Genomic DNA, 24,740 nt, shown 5'->3' on the forward strand with positions numbered 1-24,740 from the left:
CGCTTGTGTCCCAACCTGCGGCTGGTTATAGGCGCGGCGCATTCCTTGGACCGCCATTTCGGCGGCAAGGCGACAGGAAAGGACGCGAGAGCCCCTTATGCCGACCAAGATTGCCGATGTTGGCGCCGACGCCCTCCGCGAAGCCAGGTCCAATCTCGATTCGGATTATGTCCCCAACGAGGACGAGCCGTTCATGAACGAACGGCAGCAGGATTATTTCCGCGGCCTCCTGCTCGCCTGGAAGAAGTCGATCCTTTCCGAAGCCGAATCGACGCTGGCGCATCTGCAGGACGGTCCGCTGCGCGAGCCCGATCTTGCCGACCGCGCGTCGAGCGAGACCGACTGGGCGATCGAACTGCGGACCCGCGACCGCCAGCGCAAGCTGATCGCCAAGATCGACGCCGCGATCCGCCGCATCGACGAAGGCGAATATGGCTATTGCGCGGTCACCGGCGAACCCATCTCGCTCGCGCGGCTTCAGGCGCGCCCGATCGCGACGATGACGCTGGAAGCGCAGGAGCGCCACGAGCGCAACGAGCGCATTTCGCGCGAGGATTGATTGCGGCGGGGCCGAAAGGCGTCGGCGCCATTTACAATATCGCAAGGGCTGCTGCCTAGATTCATCCCCTGAATCAAACGGGGGAACGGGTCGCATGGAATCCCACGAACACACATCGGTCGACGAGGAAGTGGCGGCGCTGTCGCGAAGCGCCGACCGCGACAGCCTGTTCATGCAGGCGCGGCTGCAATTCGCGGGGGCGTCCGATACGGTGCTCGTCCGCGTCCGCAACCTGTCGGCGGGCGGCATGCTCGCCGAGGTGCAGGGCCGGATCAGGGGGCTTGAACAGGGCGGGGCGGTCGAAGTCGATCTGCGCAACATCGGCCCGGTGCCGGGGCGGATCGTCTGGATCGGCGACGGCAAGTTCGGCGTCGCGTTCGACCGGCCGGTCGATCCGCAGGCGGTGCGCCGTCAGGTGGTTCGCAAAATGGAGGTTCCCCCGCACATTTCAGCGCTCAACCGGGGGCCTTTCTACCGCCCGCGCTGACGCGCTTCGCGATGGAAGGCATCAGCCGGCGGTAGCAGTCGGGGGCTCGCTCAATCGAACGCGAGCATCTCTTCCTTGATTTTCAGCTTCTGCTTTTTCATCTGCGCCAGCAGGGCCGCATCGGGCGATGGGCGCCGTTCTTCATTCGCAATTTTCGCGTCGAGGTCCGCGTGACGGGACTTCAGGGCAGAAAGGTGCGATGTGCTCATGAGGCCTTCTCCTTTTCGAATCGGGTGGGCAGGGCCGAGTAAAACATGAATTGCCCCGAAAGTCGTGACGATTCGGCCGGCCGGTCCCCGTTGCGGACCAGCGGTGGCCGTGGCAGGAGACGGGCGTGAATCCGGAAGACATCGCCCAGCGCCTCGAACGGCTTCGAACCGAGCATCGCGACCTCGATGCGGCGATCATCGCGCTCGCCGCGGCGGCGGTTCCCGACCAGCTCCAGCTCGCCCGGATGAAGAAGCACAAGCTGCGGCTGCGGGACGAGATCGCATGGTGCGAGGATCAGCTTCTGCCCGACATCATCGCCTGATCCGTCCGGTCGCGCGCCGGAAAGATGGTTAGCGGCGTTGCGGTGCGCGCCGCGACCGTGGCATGGCCGCGCGATGGACGAGCGGCAGTCGGGCATGCGCGGAATCGGCCGGCCGGTTCATCGCGCGCAGGTCGAAAATCTCTATGTCGAAGCGATGCTGCTCGCCGACGAGGCGCATGCGGCCTTTGCAGCGATGCGCGATCCGGGCGGCGATGGCCTGCTTCAAGTCGGGCTCGCCTGCGAATCGCTCAAGACGACGGCGCGGCTGATGCATATCATCGCCTGGCTGCTCCACCGCCGCGCGATGATCGCCGGCGATCCGGGGGCCGGACCCGACGACAGCGCCGCGCGTATCGGCGATCCCGTCCTGGCCGATTGGTCTGTCTGCGCCCGCTTCGATGCCCCGGTCGCCCGCGTCGTCATGGCGAGCGAGCGGCTGTTCGAACGCGTTGCCGCGCTCGAGGCGGGCTGGGATGCGCCCGCCGCGCCGACGCCTGTGCACGACATGCTGGCGGAGATCGCCGCGCGCCTCTGACGCGTGCGCATCATCCCGGTGCGCATAACGCTTGCCTTAAAACCCGCATTTGAAATACTCCTTTGAAAAAAGGAGAGGTTGGAGATGGACCGTGCGCAAAAACTGGAATTGCTCGATCGCAGCCTGACGCGAGCGGCCGACGCGATCGGCGACATCACGCCGGTGGTGATGGCGCGCTATTATGCGCGGCACCCCGACGCCGCGGCCAGTTTCGAGCGGCACGGAATGGGGCGGACCTCGGCGCTGGAGCACGAGATGGTCGACAACTGCCTCTATTGCCTGATGTATTGCCTCGAACGCCCAACCGAGATCGAAATATTGCTCGAAAATTCGGTTCCGCATCATCAGTTCACGCTCCAGGTATCGTTCGACTGGTATCGCGGGCTGGTCGATGCGACGATCGACGTGATAGCCGAAAGCGTTCCCGCCGATGCCGCCGACGAGCGGCAGGTATGGGACGAGATTCGCAGCGTGCTGGGCGGCGTCTTCACCGAATGCCGAAGCTTGCTGGCCGGGGCGAATCCGATCGCGGCGGCGAGCGCCTGAAAACCGTTCGCGCGTTTCCGATTATCCGGTCCACTCGATCCACGCGCCATGCGGGTGCGAGCGCGCGAGCAGGCGGCCCGCTTCGCCGCCGGGCCAATGGCGCACGACCAGTTCGTGATGATGCACGGTGCGGTTGGCTTCGAGCGCGATCCAGGCGAGCGGGCGGTCGGGCGTCGCTTCGGCGCCGGCTTCCTCCATCGCGGTCGTCACGCGCATCTGCTGGTTCTCGGGCACATATTGCCAGACGATCGAGTGCATTAGCACGCGCGTCGTGCCCGCGGCCTGCGGCTTCTTCAGTTCGGCCTCGACGAAATCGGCGGCGGTGGCGCGGACGAGATCCGGTGTCCTTTCGCGCGCGGCAGCGATCGCCGCTTCCATGCGTGCGAAGCGCACCGCATGCTCGGGCCAGATATAGGCCTTGAGCTGCAGCGCCTGCGCGGGATCGGTCAGGTCGACCGGTGCGACGTCGCATCCCTTCAGGGCCGCGATCTCGATCGGCAGCTGCGGCGGATGGTTTCCCTGCCATTCGGGGGTGAAGGCCATGGCGCCGGGTCGAGGTCCGACATGCACGCCGCCCAGATCGTAATGATAACGGTCGATCATCAGGTTGATCCCCGCGCTCGACCCGATTTCGAGGCAGTCGAAGCGCGGCGGCAGGCCTTGCTCGGCGAGCCACAGCATCGCTGCGATGAAGTTCGACGACCGCCCCGCCTCGTTGGTTTGCGGCGGACCGTCGAGCCACGGCAGCAGCGCCGCCTCTTGCCGCTGGACGACTCCGGCGACGATCGCGGCGTCGTTGATGTCGTCGGCATCGGCATAGATGGGTGCAAGCTCGGGCGCGGCGCCCGACAAGTGCAGCGCATGCAGCCCGCCCGCGGCGCGCAGCGGCAGCGCGTCGGCAAGCGGCGCGCCCTGCCATTCCGCCATGCGCCGGGCGAATCCGGTCGCGGGCGCGTCGATCAGCGTCGCGAGCGCCGCGACGATCCGCGCCGTCACGGGGGCGTCGGCGGCGCGGCAATAGGCGACCTGGTTCCTGAAGGCGGTGCGCACCGCATCGGCGCCGGTCGCGCCGATGTCGATGAACTCGTAGCGCTCGCTCATTGCCCTTTCTCCCGTCGCCGCTTATGGGCGCGGTGCTTATGCCCGAACCGATCATCTTTGCCATCCCCAAGGGACGCATCCTCGACGAGGCGCTGCCGCTGCTCGCGCGCGTCGGCATCGAGCCCGCGGCGGATTTCTTCGACAAGAAGAGCCGCGCGCTGGTGTTCGGGACGAACCAGCCGCATGTCTCGCTGATCCGCGTGCGCGCGTTCGACGTCGCGACCTTCGTCGCGCACGGCGCGGCACAACTCGGCATCGTCGGGTCCGACGTGATCGACGAGTTCGATTATTCGGAACTTTACGCGCCCGTCGATCTCGGCATCGGCCACTGCCGCCTGTCGCTCGCCGGGCCGGCGGGCAGTACGCCGCCGGGCGCCGCCGACTTCGGGGGCGCCAGCCATATCCGCGTCGCGACCAAATATCCCGCGACGACGCGCCGCTGGTTCGAGGGGCAGGGCATCCAGGCCGAATGCATCAAGCTCAACGGCGCGATGGAAATCGCGCCGAAGCTGGGACTCGCGTCGCATATCGTCGACCTCGTCTCGACGGGGCGCACGCTGGTCGAGAACGCACTCGCCGAACAGACGGTGATCAGCGAGGTGTCGGCGCGGCTGATCGTCAACCGCGCGGCGTTCAAGCTGCGCTCGGCCGAGGTGCCGGCGCTGGTCGAACGGTTCCGCGAGGCCGTGTCGAGTCCCGCCGGAGGAAATTGAGTGCGACGGCTCGACGCCTCCGCTCCTGGTTTTCGTGCCGCCTTCGACGCGCTGGTCGACGACCGGCGCGAAAGCGATTCGGGCGTCTCGGCCGACGTGGCCGCGATCATCGCGCGGGTGAAGGCGGAAGGCGACGCGGCGCTGGCCGACTATACGCGCCGCTTCGACCGCTTCGACCTCGACGCGAGCGGCTGGAGCATCTCGAAGCAGCAATGCGCCGCCGCCTATGACGCGCTCGCGCCCGGCCTGCGCGCGGCGCTCGACCTCGCAGCGGAGCGCATCCGCGCCTATCACGCAGCGCAGCGTCCGGCGGACCGCGACTATCGCGACGCGGCGGGCGCGCGGCTCGGCGCGCGCTGGCGCGCGGTCGATGCGGCGGGGGTCTATGTTCCCGGCGGACGCGCCGCCTATCCCTCGTCGGTGCTGATGAACATCCTTCCCGCCAAGGTCGCAGGGGTCGAGCGCATCGTGATGGTCACGCCGACACCCGACGGCACGATCAATCCCGTCGTCATGGCGGCGGCGCATATCGGCGGCGTCGACGAGATATGGCGCGTCGGCGGCGCGCAGGCGGTCGCCGCGCTTGCCTATGGCACCGATCGGATCGCGCCCGTCGATGTCGTCACCGGCCCCGGCAACGCCTGGGTCGCCGAGGCGAAGCGCCAGCTTTACGGTGTCGTCGGCATCGACATGGTCGCGGGTCCGAGCGAGATCGTCGTCGTCGCCGACGCCCGGAACGACCCGCATGTCATCGCCGCCGACCTGCTCAGCCAGGCCGAGCACGACCCGACGAGCCAGTCGATCCTCTTCACCGATGATAATGCTTTCGCCGATGCGGTAGCGGCGGCGGTCGCCACAGTCATCCCGACGCTCGCCACCGCGGGGACGATGGCCGCGAGCTGGGATGCCAATGGCGCGATCGTTATCGTGCCGACGCTGGCCGACGCGATCCCCTTGTGCGACCGGCTCGCGCCCGAGCATCTCGAACTCGCGGTCGATGCGGCCGAAGCCGACGCGCTCTTCGCCAAGGTGCGCCACGCCGGCTCGGTCTTCCTCGGCCGCCAGACGCCCGAAGCGATCGGCGATTATGTCGCCGGCCCCAATCATGTCCTCCCCACCGGCCGCCGTGCGCGCTTTTCGAGCGGGCTGTCGGTCGCCGACTTCATGAAGCGCACCAGCTTCCTCGCACTCGACGAGGGCGCGCTGGCGGCGATCGGTCCGGCCGCGGTCGCGCTCGCCGAGGCCGAGGGGCTTCCCGCCCATGCGCTCAGCGTCCAGAACAGACTCGAACAGGCAAAGCCATGAACAAACGCGCCCAGTCCCGCTCCGCCGCACGGCTCGCCGCCGTGCAGGCGCTGTATCAGCATGAGATGGAGGGCACGCCTACGGCACAGCTGCTCCATGAATTCCACCAGCATCGCATCGGCGCCATCATCGAGGATGCCGAATATGTGGAGGCCGACGTCCCCTTCTTCGACGACATCGTGAAGGGCGCGCTCGCGCGCCAGGCCGAGGTCGACGCCGCGATCGCCGCGCGGCTGGCGAGCGGCTGGACGCTCGACCGCCTCGACCGCACGATGAAAGCGATCTTGCGCGCCGGCGCCTACGAACTGATCGCGCGCGGCGATGTGCCGGTCGGCGCGGTGGTCAGCGAATATGTCGATGTCGCAAAGGCTTTCTTCGACGGGCGCGAGGCAGGGTTCGCCAACGGTCTGCTCGATGCGATCGGCAAGGATGTGCGGGCGAAGGGGTGAACCGTTCTTTCAGCCGTTCGGGCTGAGCTTGTCGAAGCCCCGTCCTTCTTTTAGCGACGTCAAGGGAAAGGGCGGCCCTTCGACAAGCTCAGGGCGAACGGGGTTTGTGTTGTGACCGAAGCCGATTTCATCGCCCGCCTGCGCGGCATCGCGACCGATCCCGCTGCGCGCGGGCTCGCTGACGACGCCGCCGTGCTGGGCGATCTCGTCCTCACCCACGACATGATCGTCGAGGGCGTGCATTTCCTCCCCGACGAGCGCCCACAGGACGTCGCATGGAAGCTCGTCGCGGTGAACCTTTCCGACCTGGCTGCGAAGGGCGCGACGCCGGTCGGGGTGCTGCTCGGCTATAGTCTGGCGGGCGATGCGGCCTGGGACGCCGCCTTTGCCGACGGACTCGACATCGTGCTGCGCCGCTACGGCCTGCCCCTGCTTGGAGGCGATACCGTCGGCGTTCCGGCGGGGGCACCGCGCAGCTTCGGTCTGACGGCCATCGGCCGGGCGCCGGCCGAGGGTGCGCCGTCGCGCAACGGCATGAAGCCCGGCGACCGGCTCTGGGTCAGCGGGACGATCGGCAACGCCGGGGCCGGCCTCGCGATGCGACTTGGGGAGATCGACGCCAACGAGACGTGTCTCGCCGCCTATAGCCGCCCGCAGCCGCAGCTCACACTGGGGCAGGCGCTCGCGCCGCATGTCCGCGCCATGATGGACGTGTCCGACGGGTTGCTGATCGACGCGCAGCGGATGGCGACGGCGAGCGGTTGCCGGATCACGCTGCGGCTCGATGCGGTGCCGCTGTCGGCGGCGCTGCTCGCCGTGCGCCCCGACGTGCTCGACACGCGGCTGGCGGCGACCACGGCGGGGGACGATTATCAGCTATTGTTCGCCGCCGATCCCGATGCCGGCGCCGTCATCCGTGCAACGGCGGAGGCGCTCAATATCGCCGTGACCCCGATCGGCCACGCCGGGGTCGGCGAAGGGATCGTGGTGATCGACGGAGCGCAGCGCGTCGCACTGCCCGACCGGCTCGGTTTCATGCACTGATCCGGGACGAGGCGGAGGCGCCGAAAAACCAGGCTTGCCCTTGGCCGCCTTTCTTCCCATAACCCCGCCACCAATTGGGGCGGTCGCATCAGGGGAAAGAGCGAACCGGCATCGACAAGTCGGACGTCTCGACTGCCAGCCTGTGTCCGCCTCCTTCAATGGGGAAGGAACAGACACGCATGAATCCGGTTTTGATCGCGATAGCGTGCGGCCTTTTGGCCGTGCTCTATGGATTCATTACCTCCCGCCAGGTGCTCGGCGCCTCGGCCGGTAATGAAAAGATGCAGCAAATCGCAGGCGCCATCCAGGAAGGGGCGCAGGCCTATCTGAAGCGCCAGTACAGCACCATCGCCATCGTCGGCGTCGTCGTCGCGGCGATCGTCCTCTGGGCGCTCGGTCCCATTTCGGCTTCGGGCTTCGCCATCGGTGCGATCCTGTCCGGCGTTGCCGGGTTCATCGGCATGAACATCTCGGTCCGCTCGAACGTCCGCACCGCCGCGGCGGCGCAGAAGGGGCTGCAGGCGGGTCTGACGCTGGCGTTCCGCGCCGGTGCGATCACCGGCCTGCTGGTGGCCGGGCTCGCGCTGCTCGCGATCGCGGTCTTCTACTGGGTGCTGACGGTCCAGATGGGCCGGACGGTCGGCGGCGACGACCGCACGGTCGTCGACGGCCTCGTCGCGCTCGCCTTCGGCGCCTCGCTGATCTCGATCTTCGCGCGTCTCGGCGGCGGCATCTTCACCAAGGCCGCCGACGTCGGCGCCGACCTCGTCGGCAAGGTCGAGGCCGGCATTCCGGAGGACGATCCGCGCAACCCCGCGGTGATCGCCGACAATGTTGGCGACAATGTCGGCGACTGCGCGGGCATGGCCGCCGACCTCTTCGAAACCTATGTCGTCACCGTCGGCGCCACCATGGTGCTGACCGCGCTGCTGCTCAAGGGCGCGGGCGACCTGCTGCCGGGCCTGATGGCGCTGCCGCTGCTGATCGGCGGCGTGTGCATCATCACCTCGATCATCGGCACCTATTTCGTCCGCCTCGGCGGGTCGAACAACGTCATGGGCGCGATGTACAAGGGCTTCCTCGTCTCGGCGATCCTGGCGGTTCCGGCGATCTGGATTTCGACCGGCTATGTCCTCGGCGACATGAACGCGACGATTGCGGGCACCGAATTCACCGGCCGCGCGCTCTTCTATTGCTCGCTGCTCGGTCTCGTCATCACCGGCCTGATCATCTGGATCACCGAATATTACACCGGCACCAATTTCCGTCCGGTGCGCTCGATCGCCAAGGCTTCGGAAACGGGCCACGGCACCAACGTGATCCAGGGCCTCGCGATCAGCCTCGAAGCCACCGCGCTGCCGACGCTCGTCATCGTCGCGGGGATCATCATCGCCTATCAGCTCGCGGGCCTGATCGGCATCGCCTATGGCGCGACCGCGATGCTCGCGCTCGCCGGCATGGTCGTCGCGCTCGACGCCTATGGTCCGGTGACCGACAACGCCGGCGGGATCGCCGAAATGGCGGGCCTCGACGATTCGGTCCGTGAAAAGACCGACCTGCTCGACGCCGTCGGCAACACGACCAAGGCGGTGACGAAGGGCTATGCGATCGGTTCGGCGGGGCTTGCTGCACTGGTTCTCTTCGCGGCCTATACGACCGACCTTCGGGAATTCTTCCCCGATCTAACGGTCAATTTCAGCCTCGAAAATCCGTACGTCATCGTGGGGCTGCTGCTGGGCGCGCTGCTGCCCTATCTGTTCGGCGCGATGGGGATGACCGCCGTCGGCCGCGCGGCGGGCGACGTGGTCAAGGACGTGCGCGAACAGTTCGCAGGCGATCCCGGTATCATGGCGGGCACCTCGAAGCCCGACTATGCGCGCACGGTCGACCTCGTCACCAAGGCAGCGATCAAGGAGATGATCATTCCTTCGCTGCTGCCGGTGCTGGCGCCGATCGTCGTCTATTACGTCATCTCGGCGGTTGCGGGGCAGGCTAACGGCTTTGCCGCGCTCGGCGCCCTGCTGCTCGGCGTGATCGTCGGCGGGCTGTTCGTCGCCCTGTCGATGACCTCGGGCGGCGGCGCGTGGGACAATGCCAAGAAATATATCGAGGACGGCAACCACGGCGGCAAGGGCAGCGAAGCCCACAAGGCCGCGGTGACCGGCGACACCGTCGGCGATCCCTACAAGGATACCGCGGGTCCGGCCGTCAACCCGATGATAAAGATCACCAACATCGTCGCGCTGCTGCTGCTCGCGGCGTTGGCGGGACACGCGATGTAATCGCTTCCCGTCCCGGGTGAAAGAAAGCCCCGCCGGAGTGATCCGGCGGGGCTTTTTCTTTGTTTCGTCATTGCGAGGAGCCGAAGGCGACGCGGCAATCCAGAGCTTGCGTAAACCGCTCTGGATTGCTTCGCTCCGCTCGTAATGACGATAGGGGTCGACTTAGCGCTCGGCCTTCATCTGTTTCGCATAGCCGGCCTGGACCATCGCGCTCATCCGATCGAACAGCGCGTCGGGATCGCTGCGGCGCAGCGCGGCGATCTGTGCCTCCGGGCCCTCCGCGACGACGATCTCGCGTTTGCCCTGCGCGACGGCGTCCAGAATCTGCGCGGCCGCGGTTTCGGGCGACAGGCCGTTGTCGATCGCGGCGTCGCTTTCCCCGCGCACGCTGCCGTCGGCGTTGAGCGCGTTGCGGCTGACGTTGGTCGCGACCGATCCCGGCGCGACCACCAGTACTTTGAGCCCCAGATGCTCGTTTTCGGCGCGCACGCTATCGTGATAGCCGATCAGCCCGTGCTTCGCGGCGCAATAGGCGCTGCGCAGCGGCACGCCCGCGATCCCCGCGACGCTCGAAATCGCGACGATCTGGCCGCCGCCCGCACCCATCATGCGCGGCAGGAGTTGCTGGGTAAGGGCGATCGGTGCCAGCAGGTCGACCGCGATGATCTTTTCATAGACCGAAAAATCGGTGTCGATCGCCAGGCTGCGCTGCGAGATGCCGGCGTTGTTCACCAGCCCGTCGATACGGCCGCACCAGCCCCACGCCTCTTCGACGAGTCGCGGCAGCGCGTCGAAATCGGTCGCCTCGAACGGCAGGACCATCGTGCCCGCGCCGCAATCCTTCGCCACTTCCTCGAGCGCCGCGACATTGCGTCCCGACAGGATCAGCCTTGCGCCGCGCGTGAACAGGCCGCGCGCCAGCGCCGCACCGATCCCCGACGAGGCGCCCGTAACCCACCATATTTGCTCTTTCATGCCGGCATCCCTATCTGTGATTCAGTCTCAACCTGAAACGCGTCGATCCGGTCGTCAAGGCGCCCAACCGCGGATTTCCGTGCGGGGCTGGCAATTTTGTTGCGACTCTGTTATACTATCTATCATCACGCCGACAGTTTGCCTCTTCCCGCCGCTGGGCCGGGGGCGCTTTCGTCGTTTCCGATGGAGCCTATCCCTTGTCGTCATAGACTGGCGAGCGCCGCCCGAACTGCTTCGTTCCCCCTCGCTGCGAGGGCGGAGGCACCCGGCTTTTGGCGCTTTTCCCGTCTCGGCAAGGCCACAGAAAGGAACTTGCATGTCCGCAAACACGCTCGTCTTTGAAGTCGGTGACTATGTCGTTTATCCGAAACATGGCGTGGGGCGCGTCATCGAACTGCAGAAGTCCGAAATCGCGGGCATGCAGCTCGAACTCTATGTCCTGCGCTTCGAAAAGGAAAAGATGACCCTGCGCGTCCCGACCAACAAGGCGGAAGGCGTCGGCATGCGCAAGCTGTCGTCGGACAAGACGCTGAAGGAAGCGCTGCAGGTGCTCACCACCAAGCCGAAGGTGAAGCGCACCATGTGGTCGCGCCGCGCGCAGGAATATGAAGCGAAGATCAACTCGGGCGACCTCGTGTCGATCGCCGAGGTGACGCGCGACCTGTTCCGCGCCGACGATCAGCCCGAGCAGAGCTATTCGGAGCGCCAGATCTTCGAAGCGGCGTCGAGCCGACTCGCGCGCGAACTCGCCGCGATGGAGGAAAGCGACGAAAAGACCGCGCAGGCGAAGATCCTCCAGATTCTCAACGAGCATGCGCCGAAATATTATGTGGAGAAGGTGGGCTAAACCCGCCGCATTCCGACAAGCGAAAAGGGCGGTCCCGCGGGGCCGCCCTTTTTTCATGCGTCGCCTTCGCGGAGGCGACCTTTGTTACGGATATTTCGCTTCCACGAAATAAAGCCCATCCGGCGGCGCGTTGAGCCCGAGCGCGCTGCGGTCCGCCGCGTCGAGCGCGGCTTTCAGGTCGCGCGCCGACCATTTTCCCTGCCCAACGAGAACGAGGCATCCGACCATCGAGCGCACCTGGTGATGCAGGAAGCTGCGCGCCGCCGCCTCGACGATCACCTCGTCGCCGTGCCGGCTGACGCTCAGTCGGTCGAGCGTCTTCACCGCGCTTTCGGCCTGGCAGTGCACCGACCGGAAGGTGGTGAAATCATGCCGTCCGACCAGCGCCCGCGCCGCGCCGTGCATGGCCTGCGCGTCGAGCGGTTTGGCGAACTGCCACGCCAGCCCCTTGTCCCAGGTCAGCGGCGCGCGGCGGTTGACGATGCGATATTCATAGGCGCGCCCCAGGCACGAAAAGCGCGCGTGCCAATCGTCGGCGACCGCTTCGCACGCCAGCACCGCGACGGGGGCGGGGCGAAGCTGCGCGTTCAGCGCCTCCATCAGGCGAAAGGGAGTAAACGGCTTGGCGATGTCGACATGCGCGCGCATCGCGATCGCGTGGACCCCGGCGTCGGTGCGCCCCGCGCCATGGACCGTCGCCGCCTCGCCCGTGATGCGCGCGGCCGCCTCCTCCAGCGCCTGCTGGACGCTGGGGCCGTGCGATTGCCGCTGCCAGCCCATGAAGGGGCGGCCGTCATATTCGATGGTGAGAGCGAAGCGGGTCATCGGACGCGCCTAACCTTCTTGCCGTTACCCCGGACTTGATCGGCACTTATCCCTTTTCGACAAGTCACTGTTCCCCGGCGAAAGCCGGGGTCCAGATGGCACGGCGCTGCCTCGCATGAACCCCGGCTTTCGCCGGGGAACAGCTCACCACTTGCCTGAGGGATATATATGCCGACTTGATCCGGGGTCCCGCTATGCGCCGCCCGGCAGCGGGATCCCGGATCAGGTCCGGGGTGGTGAGGGAGTGAGGTCGCTTTCATGCCAGCCGCACCCCCTTCGCGATCGGGCGCCCGCGCAGCAATTCGGCGGCGTCCATCGCCGGCTTGCCCGCGCGCTGCACTCGCGTCGCGCGGATCGCGCCGGGGTTGCAGGCGATCGTCAGCGCATCATCGAGCGTGATGCCCGGCGTCGCGCCCGCGACCGTGTCGGCCGGATGCACGACCTCGGCGGCGAGCAGCTTGTACCGTTCGTCGTCGAGTTCGAAAAAGGCGCCGGGGACGGGGTTGAACGCGCGAATCTGCCGTTCGACCTGCACCGCGCTGGTCAGGAAATCGAGCCGCGCTTCGCTCTTGTCGATCTTCGCGGCGTAGGTCGCGCCCGCGTCGGGTTGCGGTTCGGGCGCAAAAGCATCGAGGTCGCTTAGTACCTTCACCATCAGCCGGGCGCCCATCGCCGCCAGCTCGTCGGTCAGTTCGCCCGCCGTCTTCCCATCGACCGGCGTGCGTCCGATCAGCCGCATCGCACCGGTGTCGAGCCCGGCGTCCATCTGCATGATCGTCACCCCGGTCTCGGCATCGCCCGCCAGGATCGCGCGCTGCACCGGCGCCGCGCCGCGCCAGCGCGGCAGGATCGAGCCATGGACGTTGAGGCACCCGGCGCGCGGCGCATCGAGCACCGCCTGCGGCAGGATCAGGCCATAGGCGGCGACCACCGCGACATCGAGGTCGAGCGCCGCAAACGCCGCCTGCTCCTCGGCGCCCTTCAGGCTTTTCGGCGTGCGCACGGGCAGGCCGTGCGCCTCGGCCCAGTCGTGCACGGCGCTGCGCTGCACTTTCTTCCCGCGCCGCGCGGGGCGCGGCGGCTGGGTATAGACCGCCACAACCTCGTGCCCCGCCGCGTGCAGAGCGGCGAGCGTCGGCACCGCGAAGGGCGGCGTTCCCATGAAGGCGATGCGCATGGTTGCGGGCCCATCCTTTTCGTTCGCCCTGAGCTTGTCGAAGGGCCGTTCTTCCCTTTGCCGTCGTCCGAATAAGGACGGGGCTTCGACAAGCTCAGCCCGAACGGGTGGGGAGGTGATTGTTATTTCCAGCGCGCCGCTTAAGACCATCCGTCATGGCATCGCAAGAGATTGAAGCCCTCGTCCAGCAACTCGCCCGGCTTCCCGGCCTCGGGCCGCGGTCGGCGCGGCGCGCGGTGCTGCACCTGATGAAGAAACGCGAAAGCGCCTTCGCGCCGCTGCTCGCCGCGCTCCAGACCGTGTCCGAACGGCTCGTCACCTGCACCGTCTGCGGCAATGTCGATACGCACGATCCCTGCGCGATCTGCGCCGACCCGCGCCGCGACGCACGCAGCCTGTGCGTGGTCGAGGAGGTGTCGGACCTATGGGCGCTCGACAAGGCGCGGCTCTTCCCCGGCAAATATCATGTCCTCGGCGGCCGTCTGTCGGCGCTCGAAGGCGTGCGGCCGCAGGATCTGAGCATCGACGCACTCGTCGCCCGCGTCGCGGCGGGCGGCATCGACGAGGTGGTGTTGGCGATGAACGCGACGCTGGAGGGGCAGACGACCGCGCATTATCTCGCCGAACGTCTCGAATCATTTCCGGTGCGCCTGACCCAGCTCGCGCACGGCCTGCCGGTCGGCGGCGAGCTCGATTATCTCGACGAAGGGACGCTCGCGCAGGCTCTTCGCGCGCGGCGGCCGGTGGGTTGACGGCGGGCCCGCGAGTTCATACCTCCCGCCCATGGCCCTGCTACCCATCATAGAGACCCCCGATCCGCGGCTGCGCGTCATTTCGAAGCCCGTCGAGACGTTCGACGCCGAACTGAAGACGCTGGTCGCCGACATGTTCGAGACGATGTACGACGCCCCCGGCATCGGGCTGGCCGCGATCCAGGTCGGCGTGCCGAAGCGCATCCTGGTGATCGATCTTCAGGAACCCGATCCCGAGGATGAAGAGGGGAAGCGGGTGATTCGCGACCCCCGCGTCTTCATCAACCCGGTCTTCTCCGACTTTTCGGAGGAGCACAGCGTCAATCAGGAAGGCTGCCTGTCGGTCCCCGAGCAATATGCCGAGGTGACGCGCCCCGCCGAGGTGACGGTCGAATGGCAGGACGCCGACGGCCAGCCGCACAAGGAACGCATGACCGGCCTGATGGCGACGTGCATCCAGCACGAGCACGACCATCTGGAGGGCATTCTCTTCATCGACCATCTGTCGCGGCTGAAGCGCGAGATGGTGCTGAAGAAGCTCGCGAAGATGCGCAAGGCGGCATAATTCCTCTCTCCCCTTGGGGAGAGGGCAGCAGACTTGCGAACTTGTTCGCTAGTCGCAGCGGGGGAGAGCTATTGCGCCAGCGCCTGAACCCTCACCCAGCTTCGCCCAGGCAACGAGTTGCCAAGGCTGCGCATCCCTCTTCCCCAAAGGGAGAGCGTTTTCGTCAATCCGCCTTCTTCGCCACGCCGACCATCGCGGGGCGCAGCAGGCGATCCTTCATCATGTAGCCCGCCTGCATTTCCTGCACGATCGTGCCCGGCTCCTTGTCGCTCGGCACTTCGAGCATCGCTTGATGCTGGTTCGGATCGAGCGGCAGGCCGATCGCGGCGATGCGAGTGATGCCGTGGCGTTCGAAGACGCCCATCAACTCACGCTCGGTCGCTTCCAGACCGGCGACGAACGCCTTGAACGTCTCGTCCTCGCGCTGTTGCGGGCTGACCGCGGCCAGCGCGCGACCCAGATTGTCGGCGACCGACAATATGTCGCGCGCGAACTTGGTCGCGGCATAGGCGTGCGCGTCGGCGACCTCCTTTTCGGCGCGGCGGCGCACATTCTGCGTTTCGGCGCGCGCATAGAGCAGGTCCTGCTGCACCGCGGCAAGCTGTTCGGCGAGCTTTGCCGTCTCGTCCTGCGGCTCTGCGGCCGGGGTTTCGATGGCGGCGGAGTCTTCGGTCTGGCCGTCTTCGACTGGCGTATCGTTTTCGATGTTCGTCATAACCCTATCGTATCAGTCTGGAGAGCGATTGTGCGGTAAAGTCCACCATGGGTACGATGCGCGCATAGTTCAAGCGTGTCGGACCGATTACTCCAACGACGCCGACGACGCGTCCGTCGCTGCCATGATAGGGCGCGGCGATAACCGACGAACCCGACAGCGAAAAGAGCTTGTTCTCCGACCCGATGAAAATACGCGTCGCGCTGCCCTCGCGCGCGCTGTCGAGCAGATGCGCGATGTCCTGCTTCGTCTCCAGTTCGTCGAGCAGCAGGCGCACGCGGTCGAGGTCGCCGACCGCGCTTTCGTCGAGCAGATTCGCCTGACCGCGCACGATCAGCACCGGCCGGTCGGTGCCGTCGACCGACCAGATGGCCAGCCCGCGCGACACCAGGTCGGCGGCGGCGCGGTCGATCGCGATGCGTTCGGCCTCCAGTTCGCGCCGCACGCGGGCCTGCGCCTCGGCCAGCGTCAGGCCGGCAAGCATCGCCGACACATAATTGCCCGCCTCGACCAGCGTCGAGGGCTGGAGGCCCGGCGGGATCGCGATGACGCGATTCTCCACCGTCCCGTCGGCCGCGACGAGGACGACGAGCGCCTGCTCGTCGGACATGGGGACGAAGGCGACCTGCTTCAGCACCCGCTCGTGCTTCGGAACCAGCACCAGCCCAGCACAGGCCGACAGGCCCGACAGCGCGGCGGTCGCGTGCGCGAGCGCGCTTTCGATCGGCCCGCCCTCGGCCAGGCTCGCCTCGATCTGCGCGCGATCCTCGGCTGACGGTTCGGCGACCTGCATCATCCCGTCGACGAACAGGCGCAGCCCCTGCTCGGTGGGCAGGCGCCCGGCGCTGGTGTGCGGGCTGGCGAGCAGGCCGAGTTCCTCGAGGTCCTGCATCACGTTGCGGATCGAGGCGGGCGACAGGTTGAGCGTCGCGAGTTTCGACAGCGTGCGCGATCCGACCGGCTGGCCGGTCTCCAGATAGGCATCGACCACCAGCCGGAACACGTCGCGCGCGCGCGTGGTCAGTTCGATGATCGGCGGCGTGGTCATGGAAGCAGATTTAGGGATGGGGCGGGGCGGGGGCAAGCATTGCAGGGGTGGCGCCGGAACGCCAACGCCGCTAAGCGCCGGCACAGCTTCACGAGGAGACATACGACATGCGCCCTTCCGGCCGCGCGCCCGACCAGATGCGCCCCATCGCGATCGAAACCGACTTCACCATTCACGCCGAGGGCAGCGTCCTGGTCGCCTTCGGCAACACCAAGGTGCTGGTGACCGCCAGCGTCGAGGAAAAGGTGCCGCCCTTCCTGCGCGGCAAGGGGCAGGGGTGGGTGACCGCCGAATATGGCATGCTTCCCCGCGCCACCCACACGCGCGGCAGCCGCGAGGCGGCGAAGGGCAAGCAGTCGGGCCGCACGCAGGAAATTCAGCGGCTTATCGGGCGCAGCCTGCGCGCCGTCGTCGATATGAAGAAGCTCGGTGAGCGGCAGATCGTACTCGACTGCGACGTGATCCAGGCCGATGGCGGGACGCGCACCGCGGCGATCAGCGGCGCGTGGGTCGCGCTGCGCCTCGCGGTCGACAAGCTTCTCGCCGCCAAGGCGATCGCCGAGGATCCGATCGAAGACAAGGTCGCCGCCGTCTCGTGCGGCATCCACAACGGCACCGCGGTGCTCGACCTCGACTATGACGAGGATTCGACCGCGGGGGCCGACGGCAATTTCGTGCTCACCGGCAAGGGGCAGATCGTCGAGGTGCAGGCGAGCGCCGAGGGCGCGACCTATGACGAGGAAGGCCTGCTGCGCCTGTTGCGCCTCGCCCGCATCGGCTGCACCGAGATTTTCACCGCGCAGGCGAAGGCGGTGGGGCGTTGACGTGACCCGCAAACTCGCTCCCGGCAAACTCGTCATCGCCAGCCATAATGCGGGCAAGGTGCGCGAAATCCGGGCGTTGCTCGCACCTTATGGCATCGATTCGGTGTCGGCGGGCGACCTCGGCCTGCCAGAGCCGGCCGAGACGGGCACGACCTTCGTCGAGAATGCATTGCTCAAGGCGCACGCCAGCGCCTCCGCCGCGGGCCTGCCGGCGCTTGCCGACGACAGCGGACTCGAGGTCGCGGCGCTCGGCGGGCGTCCGGGCGTCTACACCGCCGACTGGGCCGAACGCCAATGGTTCGAGGGCGAGCCGGGAAAAGATTGGGCCGGCCGCGACTGGTATATGGCGATGGGCAAGGTCGAGGGACTGCTCGCCGAACAGGGACCGGGGGTCGACCGCAGCGCCTGCTTCGTCTGCACCCTCGCGCTCGCCTGGCCCGACGGTCATGCCGAGGTTTTTGAGGGGCGCGCGCAGGGCAGCCTGACCTGGCCGCCGCGCGGCACGCTGGGCTTTGGTTATGACCCGGTCTTCGTTCCGTCCGGCAAGCCACAGACCTATGCGGAAATAGACCCGACCGAGAAGCACGCGATCAGCCACCGCGCCGATGCGTTTGCGAAGCTGGTGGCGGGTGTTTTCGGCTGATCGCTTATTTTACCCGGATATTATTGACCCCAATTTTATCCGGGTGTAATCGGCCGGCATGCAACAAGATATTCAAACCGTAACCGCCTTCCTTGGCGCCACATCACTCGTATCGGGGTCGCGCATGATCGTCCGGCAACGGCTGGAGGAGCGCTATCCGGGCGACCTCGGCGCGATCCTCGTTTTCGACGATGCGACCGGCAAGCCGGTCGACCTCGACTATTGGGACGCCGCGACGACCGCGCCGGCACCGTCGGTGGGTCGCCCGAGACTCGGCGTCAAGGCGCGCGAGGTGACGCTGCTGCCGCGGCATTGGGACTGGCTGGCGGAGCAGCCCGGCGGCGCCTCCGCCGCGCTGCGCCGACTGGTCGAGGCTGCGAGCCGGGCGCCCGGTGACGGTCGCAAGCGCAAGGATGCCGCCTATCATTTCATGAGCCATATGTGCGGCAACCTGCCGGGCTATGAAGAGGCGCTGCGCGCGCTGTACCGCGACGATAGCGCGGCGTTCGACGGTCTGATCGCGGAGTGGCCGGACGATGTGCGCGATCATATCCGGCGCCTGATCGCCGGCTGACATTCGCGCGCCGCGCCCTATATCGCTCCCCATGGCCGAACCGCTCGCCCTTTACGTCCACTGGCCGTTCTGCGTGTCGAAATGCCCCTATTGCGACTTCAACAGCCATGTTCGCGAGCGCGTCGATCAAGTGGCATGGCGCGACGCGTTGCTCGCCGACCTGCGGCACGAGGCGGCGCTGCTGCCGGGTCGCAAGGTTTCGTCGATCTTCTTCGGCGGCGGCACCCCTAGCCTGATGCCGCCGCAGACGGTCGCGGCGGTGATCGCGGCGGCGGACGCGGCGTGGGGGCTGACCGACGATTGCGAGATCACGCTGGAGGCGAACCCCAATTCGGTCGAAGTCGCCAATTTCGCCGCGCTCGCCGCTGCCGGGGTCAATCGCGTATCGATAGGGGTTCAAAGCTTCGACCCGCAAATCCTTGAATTTCTGGGCCGGGCGCATAGCGGCGACGAGGCGCGGCGGGCGATCGCCGCGGCGCAGGCGTATTTCGCGCGCGTCAGTTTCGACCTCATCTATGCGCGTCCCGGCCAGTCGCTCGCCGCGTGGGAGGCGGAGCTTGCCGAGGCGCTGGCGTTCGGCACCGGCCATCTGTCGCTCTATCAGCTGACGATCGAGCCGGGGACGCGCTTCGCCACCCTCGCGGCGAAGGGCGATCTCGTCATCCCCGACGGCGATGCTGCCGCCGATCTGTTCGACGCGACGCAGGCGGCGACGCGCGCGGCCGACCTGCCGCGCTACGAAGTGTCGAACCACGCGCGCCGCGGCGAGGAGAGCCGGCACAACCTGACCTATTGGCGCTATGGCGATTATGCCGGCATCGGCCCCGGCGCGCACGGGCGGCGACTCGCGCAGGCGACCGAGCGGCACCGCAAGCCCGAGAATTTCCTGTCCGCCGTCGCGCGCAACGGCCACGGTCTGAAGGTCGAAACCGACCTGCCGCCGCACGAGCGCGCGACCGAGGCGATGCTGATGGGCCTGCGCCTGATCGAGGGCGTCGACCTGACGCGCGTCGAAGTGCGCAGCGGGTTGGCACGCGATGCCTTCATCGATGCGGGGGCGGTGGCGCGACTGGCGAGACAGGGGCTCATGGGGCAGGAGGGCGACCGGCTGGCGGTCACCGACGCCGGGATATTGCTGCTCGACTCGATTCTTTCGGAAGTGGTGCGGACCGGCTAGACTCGCCCTCCGAAGCCCTTTCAGCCCGAACGGAATCCGGATTTGCCGCAGGACATCATCCGCGACTGGCACGCCCATCTGGCGCACGAAAGGCGCCGGTCGGAGCATACGCGCCGCGCCTATGTCGCGACGGCCGAGCGTTTCTGCGCCTTCCTGATGGAGCATCGCGGCGGTGCGGTCGATGCGGCGATGCTGCGGTCGCTCTCCGCCGGCGACCTGCGCGCCTATCTGGCCGCGCGCCGCGCCGGGGGGCTTGGCAACGCGTCGGCCGCGCGCGAACTCTCCGCAATCCGCACCTTCCTGCGCTTCGTCGGCGGTTCGAATGCCAGCGTACCGCAGATGCGCGGGCCGCGCGTCCGCAAGGGGCTGCCGCGCCCCGTCGCGCCCGACCAGGCGCTCGATCTTGCACACGAGGTCGAGGACAATGCCCGGCAGGGCTGGACGGGCGCGCGCGATTTCGCGCTACTGCTGCTGCTCTATGGCGCCGGGCTGCGCATCGGCGAAGCGCTGTCGCTGACCGGCGCCGCGCTCCCGTTCGGCGAGACGCTGCGTGTCACCGGCAAGCGCGGCAAGACGCGGATCGTGCCGATCCTGCCCGCGGTTGCCGCCGCGGTAGCGCGTTACGTCGAGGCCTGCCCATGGCCGATCGCGAAAGAGGCGCCGCTGTTTCTCGGCGCGCGCGGCGGCCCGCTCCAGCCCGGCGTCGTGCGCGCGAGCGTGCGGTCGGCGCGCCGCGCCCTTGGGCTTCCGGAGCGCACGACACCGCACGCGCTGCGCCACAGCTTCGCGACGCATCTGCTCGCCGGCGGTGCCGACCTGCGGTCGTTACAGGAACTGCTCGGCCACGCGAGCCTCGCTTCGACGCAGGTCTATACTGCGGTTGACGCCGCGCACCTGCTCGACATCTACCGCAACGCGCACCCGCGCGCCTGACCGGCGTTCAGTCGCCGGGCCGCTGCGGCTTCCAGGTGACGACGCGCCACAGGTAGAACAGGATCAATGTTCCGATCGCGATCAGCGCGAGCGGCCCGACCAGCTGCTCGATCGCGGCGAAGCGCTTGCCGAACCATTGCCCGGCGCCCGCCAGCGCGGCGATCCAGATCGTCGATCCGGCGGCGGTCCACAGCAGGAATTTCGCCTGGTTCATCCGCACCATGCCCGCGGGCAGCGACACCATCGTCCGCGCGACGGGCATGAAGCGCGCCGCGAAGACGATGCCGGGACCATATTTCAGGAAACCGGCGTGCAGCCGCTCGACCTCGCGCCAGTCGAGTGTCAGCCAGCGGCCGTGGCGGTCGATGAAGGGCTTCAGCCGCTCATAGCCGATCCAGCGGCCGATCGCGTACCATACCCAGTTGCCCGCGGTCGTCCCCGCGACGGCGACCGCGACGAGCGTCCAGAAATCGAAGCGCCCCTGCGCGGCCGCGACGCCGCCCAGCCCCATGATCACCTCGGACGGGATCGGCGGAAAGACGTTTTCGAGGAGCATCAGGACGAAGATGCCGAAATAGCCCCACGCCTGGATCAGATCGAGAATGAAATCGGTCATGCGGGGCTTAACGCGAGGGGAGGGCGGTTCGATCCGCGTCTGTCATCGAACCCGTCACCCGACCCGCCGCTCGATCGCGTCCCAGATCATCCCCACGGTGTCGCTGTTGTTGAACTTGTCGATCGCGACGATGCCGGTGGGCGAGGTGACGTTGATCTCGGTCAGCCATTCGCCGCCGATCACGTCGATGCCGACGAAGATCAGCCCGCGTTCCCGGAGCGCGGGAGCGAGCGCGGCGCAGATTTCCTCTTCGCGCGGGGTCAGCGCCGCCGCTTCGGCATAGCCGCCGACCGCCAGGTTGGCGCGGAACTCGCCTTCGCCCGCCTTGCGGTTGATCGCGCCCGCGACCTCGCCGTCGATCAGGACGATGCGCTTGTCGCCCTCGCTGACGCTCGGCAGGAACTGCTGCACCATGAAGGGTTCGGGCCAGACCTGTCCGAACAGTTCGACCAGCGCGCCCAGATTGGTGCCCGCCTCGTCGATGCGGAACACCGCCTTGCCGCCGTTGCCGTGCAGCGGCTTGATCACCAGCGCGCCGTGCCGCGCGTGGAAATCCTTCACCGCGTTCAGGTCGCGCGTGACCATCGTCGGCGGCATGAACTGCGGAAAGTCGAGCACGAACACCTTTTCGGGCGCGTTGCGAACCGACACCGGATCATTGACCACCAGCGTCTCGTCCCGAATGCGCTCGAGCAGCCAGGTGCCGGTCAGATAGCCGAGGTCGAACGGCGGGTCCTGCCGCATCAGCACGACATCGACATCGCGGCCGAGGTCGAGGGTGACGGGGTCGCCGAACCGGTAATGGTCGCCCTTCACGCGCTTCACCTCCAGCACCGGATGCGCCGGAGTGGTCAGCCGTCCCGCTTCCCATGTCAGGCCACGCACGTCGTAATGATAGAGGGTGTGGCCGCGTTCGAGTGCCTTCAGCATCAGCGCAAAGCTGCTGTCCCCGGCAATATTGATGCCGTCCATCGGGTCCATTTGCACTGCGGCGCGCAGGGTCATCTCATTCTCCTTCCGGGGCGACCGAATTTCCAGGCGAGCCGCGTCAGGGCTGCCAGACGTGGACCAGATGGCGAGGCAAACGCCGCGGCGCAAGCAGCATCACGTCGATACGGATGGCGTCGCCCGGCCGCGAGAAGCGCGGGGCGAGCATTTCCGCCGCCGCCGCGACGCGGCGTAGCCGCCAGGCGTCGATCGCGAAGTCGAGGTCGGCGGCGCGGTCGCGCCACTTGACCTCGACGAAGGCGACCGTCCGCCCGCGCCGCGCGACCAGATCAACCTCGCCGACGCGAACGCGCAGCCGCCGGGCCAATATCCGCCAACCGTGCAGCCGCAGCCACCACGCGGCGCGATTTTCGGCGCGGCGGCCGCGCGCTTCGGCGACCGCGCGGTTCACGCCTCGTCCTTCAGCGCCAGCGCGCGGGCATAAATGGTGTGACGGTCGAGCCGATAGCGTTTGGCGACCGCCTTCGCCGCCTTGGCGACCGGCTGATCGGCAAGCGCGGTGCGCAGCGCATCGTCGACCGCCGCGTCGTCGGCCTCTTCGACGGCGTCGTCGGCGGGCGGCGCGACCATGACGACGATCTCGCCCTTCGGCGGCGCGTCGGCATAGCGTGCGGCCAGTTCGCCGAGCGAGCCGGTGATGCATTCCTCGTATAATTTGCTGATCTCGCGCGCGACGGCCGCGGCGCGGTTGCCGAGTCCCTCGGTCAGCGCGGCGAGCGTCGCGGCGAGGCGCGGCCCGCTTTCATAGAAGACCAAAGTCGCGCGCAGCCCGGCGAGTTCGGCGATGGCCTCGCCGCGCGCCTTGGCCTTGGACGGCAGGAAGCCGGCGAACAGGAAGCGGTCGCTCGGCAGGCCCGACAGGGTGATCGCCGCGATCGCGGCGCAGGGGCCGGGCAGGGTGGTGACGCGCCGCCCCGCCGCGCGCGCATCGCGCACCAGTTTATACCCCGGATCGGAGATCAGCGGCGTGCCCGCGTCCGACACCAGCGCCACCACATCGGTTTCCATGCGCGCAACCAGCGCGGCGCGCGCGCGTTCGTCGCTATGGTCGTGATAGGGGGTCATCGGAACGCGCAAACCCAGGTGCGACAGCAGCTTCGCCGTCACGCGCGTGTCTTCGGCGGCGATCACGTCGGCGCGGGCAAGCAACGCCGCAGCGCGCGGCGTGATGTCGCCGAGGTTGCCGATGGGGGTCGCCACGATATAGAGACCGGGCAAGGGAGATTGAGAAATGGTCGAATCCGGCATGTCGCCGAAAATGGCAGAAAGCGTCGTCAAGCGCCAAGACAATGCGTTGCGGCGGCGCCGGTTGCTGCGTGGAATGGCGACGCTGGCGCTCGGCGGCTTGCTCGCGGCCTGCCAGGTCGTGCCCAAATCGGGCGGTCCCGCGGCGCCGCCGCCGCCCGAAAACCCCGACGAGACCGTGGGCCCTGGCCTGCCGACCGACACCGATCGCCACCGCGTCGCGCTGCTCGTGCCGCAGACGGGGGCGAATGCCGACGTCGGCACCGCGATCGCCAATGCGACGACGCTGGCGCTGCTCGACACGCGCGCCGACAAGGTTCGCATCACCACCTACGACACGGCGCTCGGCGCCGCGGCGGCGGCGCGGCAGGCGGTCGCCGATGGCAATCGCCTGATCCTGGGTCCGCTGCTCAGCGAGGATGTCGCGGCGGTCGCGCCGATCGCGCGCGCGGCAAAGGTGCCCGTGCTCAGCTTCTCGAACGACAGCGGGGTCGCGGGCAACGGCGTCTTCATCCTGGGCTTCGTGCCGGGCCAGTCGGTCGAGCGCGTCGTCGCCTTCGCGCGCGGCAAGGGGCATCAGCGCTTCGGCGCGCTGGTGCCCAAGAATGTCTATGGCGACCGCGCGGCGGCCGCGTTCCGCGACGCGGTGCGCGAAGCCGGGGGGACGCTGGTCGCGGTCGAAACCTATGATCGCACCGCGACGGCGCTGACCGGCGCGGCGCGGCGGCTCGCCAATGGTGGTGCGATGGACGCGGTGCTGATCGCCGATGTCGGCGGCAATGCGATCCGCGCCGTGCCGATCGTCAAGGGCGCGGGCAGCAAGCAGATATTGGGTACCGAATTGTGGAATACCGACGCCTCGCTCGGCAGCAACGCAGCGATGCGCGGCGCGTGGTTCGCCAGCGTTTCCGACGGTCTCTACGGCCAGCTCGCGACCAAATATCGTGCCCGCTACGGCAAGGCGCCCTATCGGCTCGCCAGCCTCGGTTATGATTCGGTGCTGCTGACCGTGCGCATCGCGCGCGACTGGAAACCCGGCACCGCCTTTCCGGTGAACCGGCTGCTCGCGGCCGACGGTTTCGGCGGTATCGACGGCATCTTCCGATTCAACAATCGCGGCATCGCGGTTCGCGCGCTTGAGGTCAGCGAGGTGGGCGCCGGCGGTTTCCGCGTCGTCGATCCCGCCCCGGCCAAATGGTGACGCGCCGGGGCGTGGCATAGGCGCCACAGTCGGGCGGAAAGTGTCGCCCGATCGGCACGCGC

General features: G+C 67.7%; 30 protein-coding genes. 19 read left to right on the plus strand and 11 right to left on the minus strand.

Translation table 11 applies throughout. From position 1 onward, the window contains the following. Positions 1-97: 97 nt before the first annotated feature. Positions 98-559 carry an RNA polymerase-binding protein DksA gene (gene dksA / locus C3E99_RS04695; protein WP_067106274.1) on the plus strand — a complete coding sequence of 154 codons (462 nt, stop codon included), beginning with the start codon at positions 98-100 and terminating at the stop codon, positions 557-559. 94 nt (positions 560-653) lie between these two features. Next, entirely contained in the window at positions 654-1,046 is a 393-nt protein-coding gene (locus tag C3E99_RS04700; protein WP_104959471.1) for a PilZ domain-containing protein, read from the plus strand. 50 nt (positions 1,047-1,096) lie between these two features. Here C3E99_RS04700 and C3E99_RS04705 read toward each other — a convergent pair whose 3' ends face one another. Further along, positions 1,097-1,255, minus strand: coding sequence for a YdcH family protein (locus C3E99_RS04705; RefSeq protein ID WP_076074740.1), 159 nt, complete (start codon positions 1,253-1,255; stop codon positions 1,097-1,099). 125 nt (positions 1,256-1,380) lie between these two features. On the opposite strand from C3E99_RS04705, the gene C3E99_RS04710 reads away from it, so the two are divergent. From C3E99_RS04710 to C3E99_RS04720, 3 genes are all read left to right on the plus strand, one after another. Further along, positions 1,381-1,578, plus strand: coding sequence for a YdcH family protein (locus C3E99_RS04710; RefSeq protein ID WP_076074743.1), 198 nt, complete (start codon positions 1,381-1,383; stop codon positions 1,576-1,578). A gap of 94 nt (positions 1,579-1,672) precedes the next feature. Further along, positions 1,673-2,113 carry a DUF1465 family protein gene (locus C3E99_RS04715; RefSeq protein WP_067106309.1) on the plus strand — a complete coding sequence of 147 codons (441 nt, stop codon included), beginning with the start codon at positions 1,673-1,675 and terminating at the stop codon, positions 2,111-2,113. Positions 2,114-2,197: 84 nt separating this feature from the next. Beyond that, positions 2,198-2,659 carry a hypothetical protein gene (locus C3E99_RS04720; RefSeq protein ID WP_076074745.1) on the plus strand — a complete coding sequence of 154 codons (462 nt, stop codon included), beginning with the start codon at positions 2,198-2,200 and terminating at the stop codon, positions 2,657-2,659. 21 nt (positions 2,660-2,680) lie between these two features. Here C3E99_RS04720 and C3E99_RS04725 read toward each other — a convergent pair whose 3' ends face one another. Next, positions 2,681-3,760 carry a DUF2332 domain-containing protein gene (locus tag C3E99_RS04725; RefSeq protein ID WP_076074748.1) on the minus strand — a complete coding sequence of 360 codons (1,080 nt, stop codon included), beginning with the start codon at positions 3,758-3,760 and terminating at the stop codon, positions 2,681-2,683. 38 nt (positions 3,761-3,798) lie between these two features. On the opposite strand from C3E99_RS04725, the gene hisG reads away from it, so the two are divergent. The 5 genes from hisG (at position 3,799) to C3E99_RS04750 (ending at position 9,553) form a co-directional block, all read left to right on the plus strand. After that, on the plus strand, positions 3,799-4,473 hold the full coding sequence (hisG, locus tag C3E99_RS04730; protein WP_104960315.1) for an ATP phosphoribosyltransferase: 675 nt from the start codon (positions 3,799-3,801) through the stop codon (positions 4,471-4,473). Continuing rightward, a complete protein-coding gene (hisD, locus tag C3E99_RS04735; protein WP_067182546.1) occupies positions 4,474-5,778 on the plus strand; it encodes a histidinol dehydrogenase in 1,305 nt (434 codons plus the stop codon). After that, positions 5,775-6,227 carry a transcription antitermination factor NusB gene (gene nusB / locus C3E99_RS04740; protein WP_076074750.1) on the plus strand — a complete coding sequence of 151 codons (453 nt, stop codon included), beginning with the start codon at positions 5,775-5,777 and terminating at the stop codon, positions 6,225-6,227. Before hisD ends, nusB begins: the two co-directional genes overlap by 4 nt. A gap of 111 nt (positions 6,228-6,338) precedes the next feature. Next, positions 6,339-7,271: a thiamine-phosphate kinase gene (gene thiL, locus C3E99_RS04745; protein ID WP_076074753.1), complete on the plus strand. Its 933-nt coding sequence runs from the start codon at positions 6,339-6,341 to the stop codon at positions 7,269-7,271. A 179-nt stretch (positions 7,272-7,450) separates the two neighbouring features. Next, the gene (locus C3E99_RS04750; protein WP_067106292.1) at positions 7,451-9,553 is read left to right on the plus strand and encodes a sodium-translocating pyrophosphatase; all 2,103 of its coding nucleotides are present in this window, start codon (positions 7,451-7,453) and stop codon (positions 9,551-9,553) included. Between the two features lie 162 nt (positions 9,554-9,715). Here the strand turns inward: C3E99_RS04750 and C3E99_RS04755 are convergent, their stop codons facing one another. After that, complete coding sequence (locus C3E99_RS04755; RefSeq protein ID WP_076074756.1) at positions 9,716-10,528, minus strand: SDR family NAD(P)-dependent oxidoreductase; 813 nt, start codon at positions 10,526-10,528, stop codon at positions 9,716-9,718. Between the two features lie 316 nt (positions 10,529-10,844). Here C3E99_RS04755 and C3E99_RS04760 point away from each other — a divergent pair, with 316 nt between their 5' ends. After that, entirely contained in the window at positions 10,845-11,375 is a 531-nt protein-coding gene (locus C3E99_RS04760) for a CarD family transcriptional regulator (protein ID WP_067106297.1), read from the plus strand. 84 nt (positions 11,376-11,459) lie between these two features. Here the strand turns inward: C3E99_RS04760 and truA are convergent, their stop codons facing one another. Continuing rightward, positions 11,460-12,200: a tRNA pseudouridine(38-40) synthase TruA gene (truA, locus tag C3E99_RS04765; RefSeq protein WP_076074759.1), complete on the minus strand. Its 741-nt coding sequence runs from the start codon at positions 12,198-12,200 to the stop codon at positions 11,460-11,462. A gap of 256 nt (positions 12,201-12,456) precedes the next feature. Further along, on the minus strand, positions 12,457-13,377 hold the full coding sequence (fmt, locus tag C3E99_RS04770) for a methionyl-tRNA formyltransferase (protein WP_076074763.1): 921 nt from the start codon (positions 13,375-13,377) through the stop codon (positions 12,457-12,459). 155 nt (positions 13,378-13,532) lie between these two features. Here fmt and recR point away from each other — a divergent pair, with 155 nt between their 5' ends. Both recR and def read left to right on the plus strand, forming a co-directional pair. Then, on the plus strand, positions 13,533-14,129 hold the full coding sequence (gene recR, locus C3E99_RS04775) for a recombination mediator RecR (RefSeq protein ID WP_076074766.1): 597 nt from the start codon (positions 13,533-13,535) through the stop codon (positions 14,127-14,129). 31 nt (positions 14,130-14,160) lie between these two features. Continuing rightward, positions 14,161-14,694: a peptide deformylase gene (def, locus tag C3E99_RS04780; RefSeq protein WP_076074768.1), complete on the plus strand. Its 534-nt coding sequence runs from the start codon at positions 14,161-14,163 to the stop codon at positions 14,692-14,694. Positions 14,695-14,857: 163 nt separating this feature from the next. Here def and grpE read toward each other — a convergent pair whose 3' ends face one another. Further along, positions 14,858-15,409, minus strand: coding sequence for a nucleotide exchange factor GrpE (gene grpE / locus C3E99_RS04785; RefSeq protein WP_076074771.1), 552 nt, complete (start codon positions 15,407-15,409; stop codon positions 14,858-14,860). A gap of 4 nt (positions 15,410-15,413) precedes the next feature. After that, entirely contained in the window at positions 15,414-16,457 is a 1,044-nt protein-coding gene (hrcA, locus tag C3E99_RS04790) for a heat-inducible transcriptional repressor HrcA (RefSeq protein WP_076074773.1), read from the minus strand. Positions 16,458-16,564: 107 nt separating this feature from the next. On the opposite strand from hrcA, the gene rph reads away from it, so the two are divergent. From rph to C3E99_RS04815, 5 genes are read left to right on the plus strand one after another with little or no spacing between them, the layout of a single operon-like run. Beyond that, entirely contained in the window at positions 16,565-17,281 is a 717-nt protein-coding gene (gene rph / locus C3E99_RS04795) for a ribonuclease PH (protein WP_076074776.1), read from the plus strand. Position 17,282: 1 nt separating this feature from the next. Next, positions 17,283-17,924 carry an RdgB/HAM1 family non-canonical purine NTP pyrophosphatase gene (rdgB, locus tag C3E99_RS04800; protein ID WP_076074779.1) on the plus strand — a complete coding sequence of 214 codons (642 nt, stop codon included), beginning with the start codon at positions 17,283-17,285 and terminating at the stop codon, positions 17,922-17,924. A gap of 58 nt (positions 17,925-17,982) precedes the next feature. Further along, positions 17,983-18,498 carry a DUF2239 family protein gene (locus C3E99_RS04805; protein WP_083675057.1) on the plus strand — a complete coding sequence of 172 codons (516 nt, stop codon included), beginning with the start codon at positions 17,983-17,985 and terminating at the stop codon, positions 18,496-18,498. Positions 18,499-18,529: 31 nt separating this feature from the next. Then, positions 18,530-19,675: a radical SAM family heme chaperone HemW gene (gene hemW / locus C3E99_RS04810; RefSeq protein WP_104959472.1), complete on the plus strand. Its 1,146-nt coding sequence runs from the start codon at positions 18,530-18,532 to the stop codon at positions 19,673-19,675. A gap of 42 nt (positions 19,676-19,717) precedes the next feature. Then, the gene (locus C3E99_RS04815; RefSeq protein ID WP_076074784.1) at positions 19,718-20,608 is read left to right on the plus strand and encodes a tyrosine recombinase XerC; all 891 of its coding nucleotides are present in this window, start codon (positions 19,718-19,720) and stop codon (positions 20,606-20,608) included. A 7-nt stretch (positions 20,609-20,615) separates the two neighbouring features. Here C3E99_RS04815 and C3E99_RS04820 read toward each other — a convergent pair whose 3' ends face one another. The 4 genes from C3E99_RS04820 to rsmI are packed head-to-tail and all read right to left on the minus strand — an operon-like array spanning position 20,616 to position 23,480. Further along, the gene (locus C3E99_RS04820) at positions 20,616-21,224 is read right to left on the minus strand and encodes a DedA family protein (protein ID WP_076074786.1); all 609 of its coding nucleotides are present in this window, start codon (positions 21,222-21,224) and stop codon (positions 20,616-20,618) included. Positions 21,225-21,278: 54 nt separating this feature from the next. Continuing rightward, positions 21,279-22,229, minus strand: coding sequence for a glutathione synthase (gene gshB, locus C3E99_RS04825; protein ID WP_076074788.1), 951 nt, complete (start codon positions 22,227-22,229; stop codon positions 21,279-21,281). Positions 22,230-22,272: 43 nt separating this feature from the next. After that, positions 22,273-22,623: a YraN family protein gene (locus C3E99_RS04830; protein ID WP_067108355.1), complete on the minus strand. Its 351-nt coding sequence runs from the start codon at positions 22,621-22,623 to the stop codon at positions 22,273-22,275. Then, a complete protein-coding gene (gene rsmI, locus C3E99_RS04835) occupies positions 22,620-23,480 on the minus strand; it encodes a 16S rRNA (cytidine(1402)-2'-O)-methyltransferase (RefSeq protein ID WP_076074791.1) in 861 nt (286 codons plus the stop codon). Before rsmI ends, C3E99_RS04830 begins: the two co-directional genes overlap by 4 nt. 73 nt (positions 23,481-23,553) lie before the next feature. Here rsmI and C3E99_RS04840 point away from each other — a divergent pair, with 73 nt between their 5' ends. Continuing rightward, positions 23,554-24,678, plus strand: a complete 1,125-nt coding sequence (locus C3E99_RS04840; protein WP_234002661.1) for a penicillin-binding protein activator — start codon at positions 23,554-23,556, stop codon at positions 24,676-24,678. Positions 24,679-24,740: the final 62 nt, after the last annotated feature.

The organism is Sphingopyxis sp. MG (genome assembly GCF_002953155.1).
Lineage (GTDB): Bacteria > Pseudomonadota > Alphaproteobacteria > Sphingomonadales > Sphingomonadaceae > Sphingopyxis > Sphingopyxis granuli.

Coding starts and splice junctions, on each gene's coding strand:
- truA (WP_076074759.1), bottom strand. CDS start 12,200: ATGACCCGCTTCGCTCTCACCATCGAATATGACGGCCGCCCCTTCATG.
- dksA (WP_067106274.1), top strand. CDS start 98: ATGCCGACCAAGATTGCCGATGTTGGCGCCGACGCCCTCCGCGAAGCC.
- C3E99_RS04700 (WP_104959471.1), top strand. CDS start 654: ATGGAATCCCACGAACACACATCGGTCGACGAGGAAGTGGCGGCGCTG.
- fmt (WP_076074763.1), bottom strand. CDS start 13,377: ATGCGCATCGCCTTCATGGGAACGCCGCCCTTCGCGGTGCCGACGCTC.
- rsmI (WP_076074791.1), bottom strand. CDS start 23,480: ATGCCGGATTCGACCATTTCTCAATCTCCCTTGCCCGGTCTCTATATC.
- hrcA (WP_076074773.1), bottom strand. CDS start 16,457: ATGACCACGCCGCCGATCATCGAACTGACCACGCGCGCGCGCGACGTG.
- C3E99_RS04715 (WP_067106309.1), top strand. CDS start 1,673: ATGCGCGGAATCGGCCGGCCGGTTCATCGCGCGCAGGTCGAAAATCTC.
- grpE (WP_076074771.1), bottom strand. CDS start 15,409: ATGACGAACATCGAAAACGATACGCCAGTCGAAGACGGCCAGACCGAA.
- hisG (WP_104960315.1), top strand. CDS start 3,799: ATGCCCGAACCGATCATCTTTGCCATCCCCAAGGGACGCATCCTCGAC.
- C3E99_RS04760 (WP_067106297.1), top strand. CDS start 10,845: ATGTCCGCAAACACGCTCGTCTTTGAAGTCGGTGACTATGTCGTTTAT.
- recR (WP_076074766.1), top strand. CDS start 13,533: ATGGCATCGCAAGAGATTGAAGCCCTCGTCCAGCAACTCGCCCGGCTT.
- C3E99_RS04750 (WP_067106292.1), top strand. CDS start 7,451: ATGAATCCGGTTTTGATCGCGATAGCGTGCGGCCTTTTGGCCGTGCTC.
- def (WP_076074768.1), top strand. CDS start 14,161: ATGGCCCTGCTACCCATCATAGAGACCCCCGATCCGCGGCTGCGCGTC.
- gshB (WP_076074788.1), bottom strand. CDS start 22,229: ATGACCCTGCGCGCCGCAGTGCAAATGGACCCGATGGACGGCATCAAT.
- C3E99_RS04840 (WP_234002661.1), top strand. CDS start 23,554: ATGGCGACGCTGGCGCTCGGCGGCTTGCTCGCGGCCTGCCAGGTCGTG.
- hemW (WP_104959472.1), top strand. CDS start 18,530: ATGGCCGAACCGCTCGCCCTTTACGTCCACTGGCCGTTCTGCGTGTCG.
- C3E99_RS04805 (WP_083675057.1), top strand. CDS start 17,983: ATGCAACAAGATATTCAAACCGTAACCGCCTTCCTTGGCGCCACATCA.
- C3E99_RS04755 (WP_076074756.1), bottom strand. CDS start 10,528: ATGAAAGAGCAAATATGGTGGGTTACGGGCGCCTCGTCGGGGATCGGT.
- C3E99_RS04725 (WP_076074748.1), bottom strand. CDS start 3,760: ATGAGCGAGCGCTACGAGTTCATCGACATCGGCGCGACCGGCGCCGAT.
- C3E99_RS04705 (WP_076074740.1), bottom strand. CDS start 1,255: ATGAGCACATCGCACCTTTCTGCCCTGAAGTCCCGTCACGCGGACCTC.
- C3E99_RS04820 (WP_076074786.1), bottom strand. CDS start 21,224: ATGACCGATTTCATTCTCGATCTGATCCAGGCGTGGGGCTATTTCGGC.
- C3E99_RS04720 (WP_076074745.1), top strand. CDS start 2,198: ATGGACCGTGCGCAAAAACTGGAATTGCTCGATCGCAGCCTGACGCGA.
- nusB (WP_076074750.1), top strand. CDS start 5,775: ATGAACAAACGCGCCCAGTCCCGCTCCGCCGCACGGCTCGCCGCCGTG.
- rph (WP_076074776.1), top strand. CDS start 16,565: ATGCGCCCTTCCGGCCGCGCGCCCGACCAGATGCGCCCCATCGCGATC.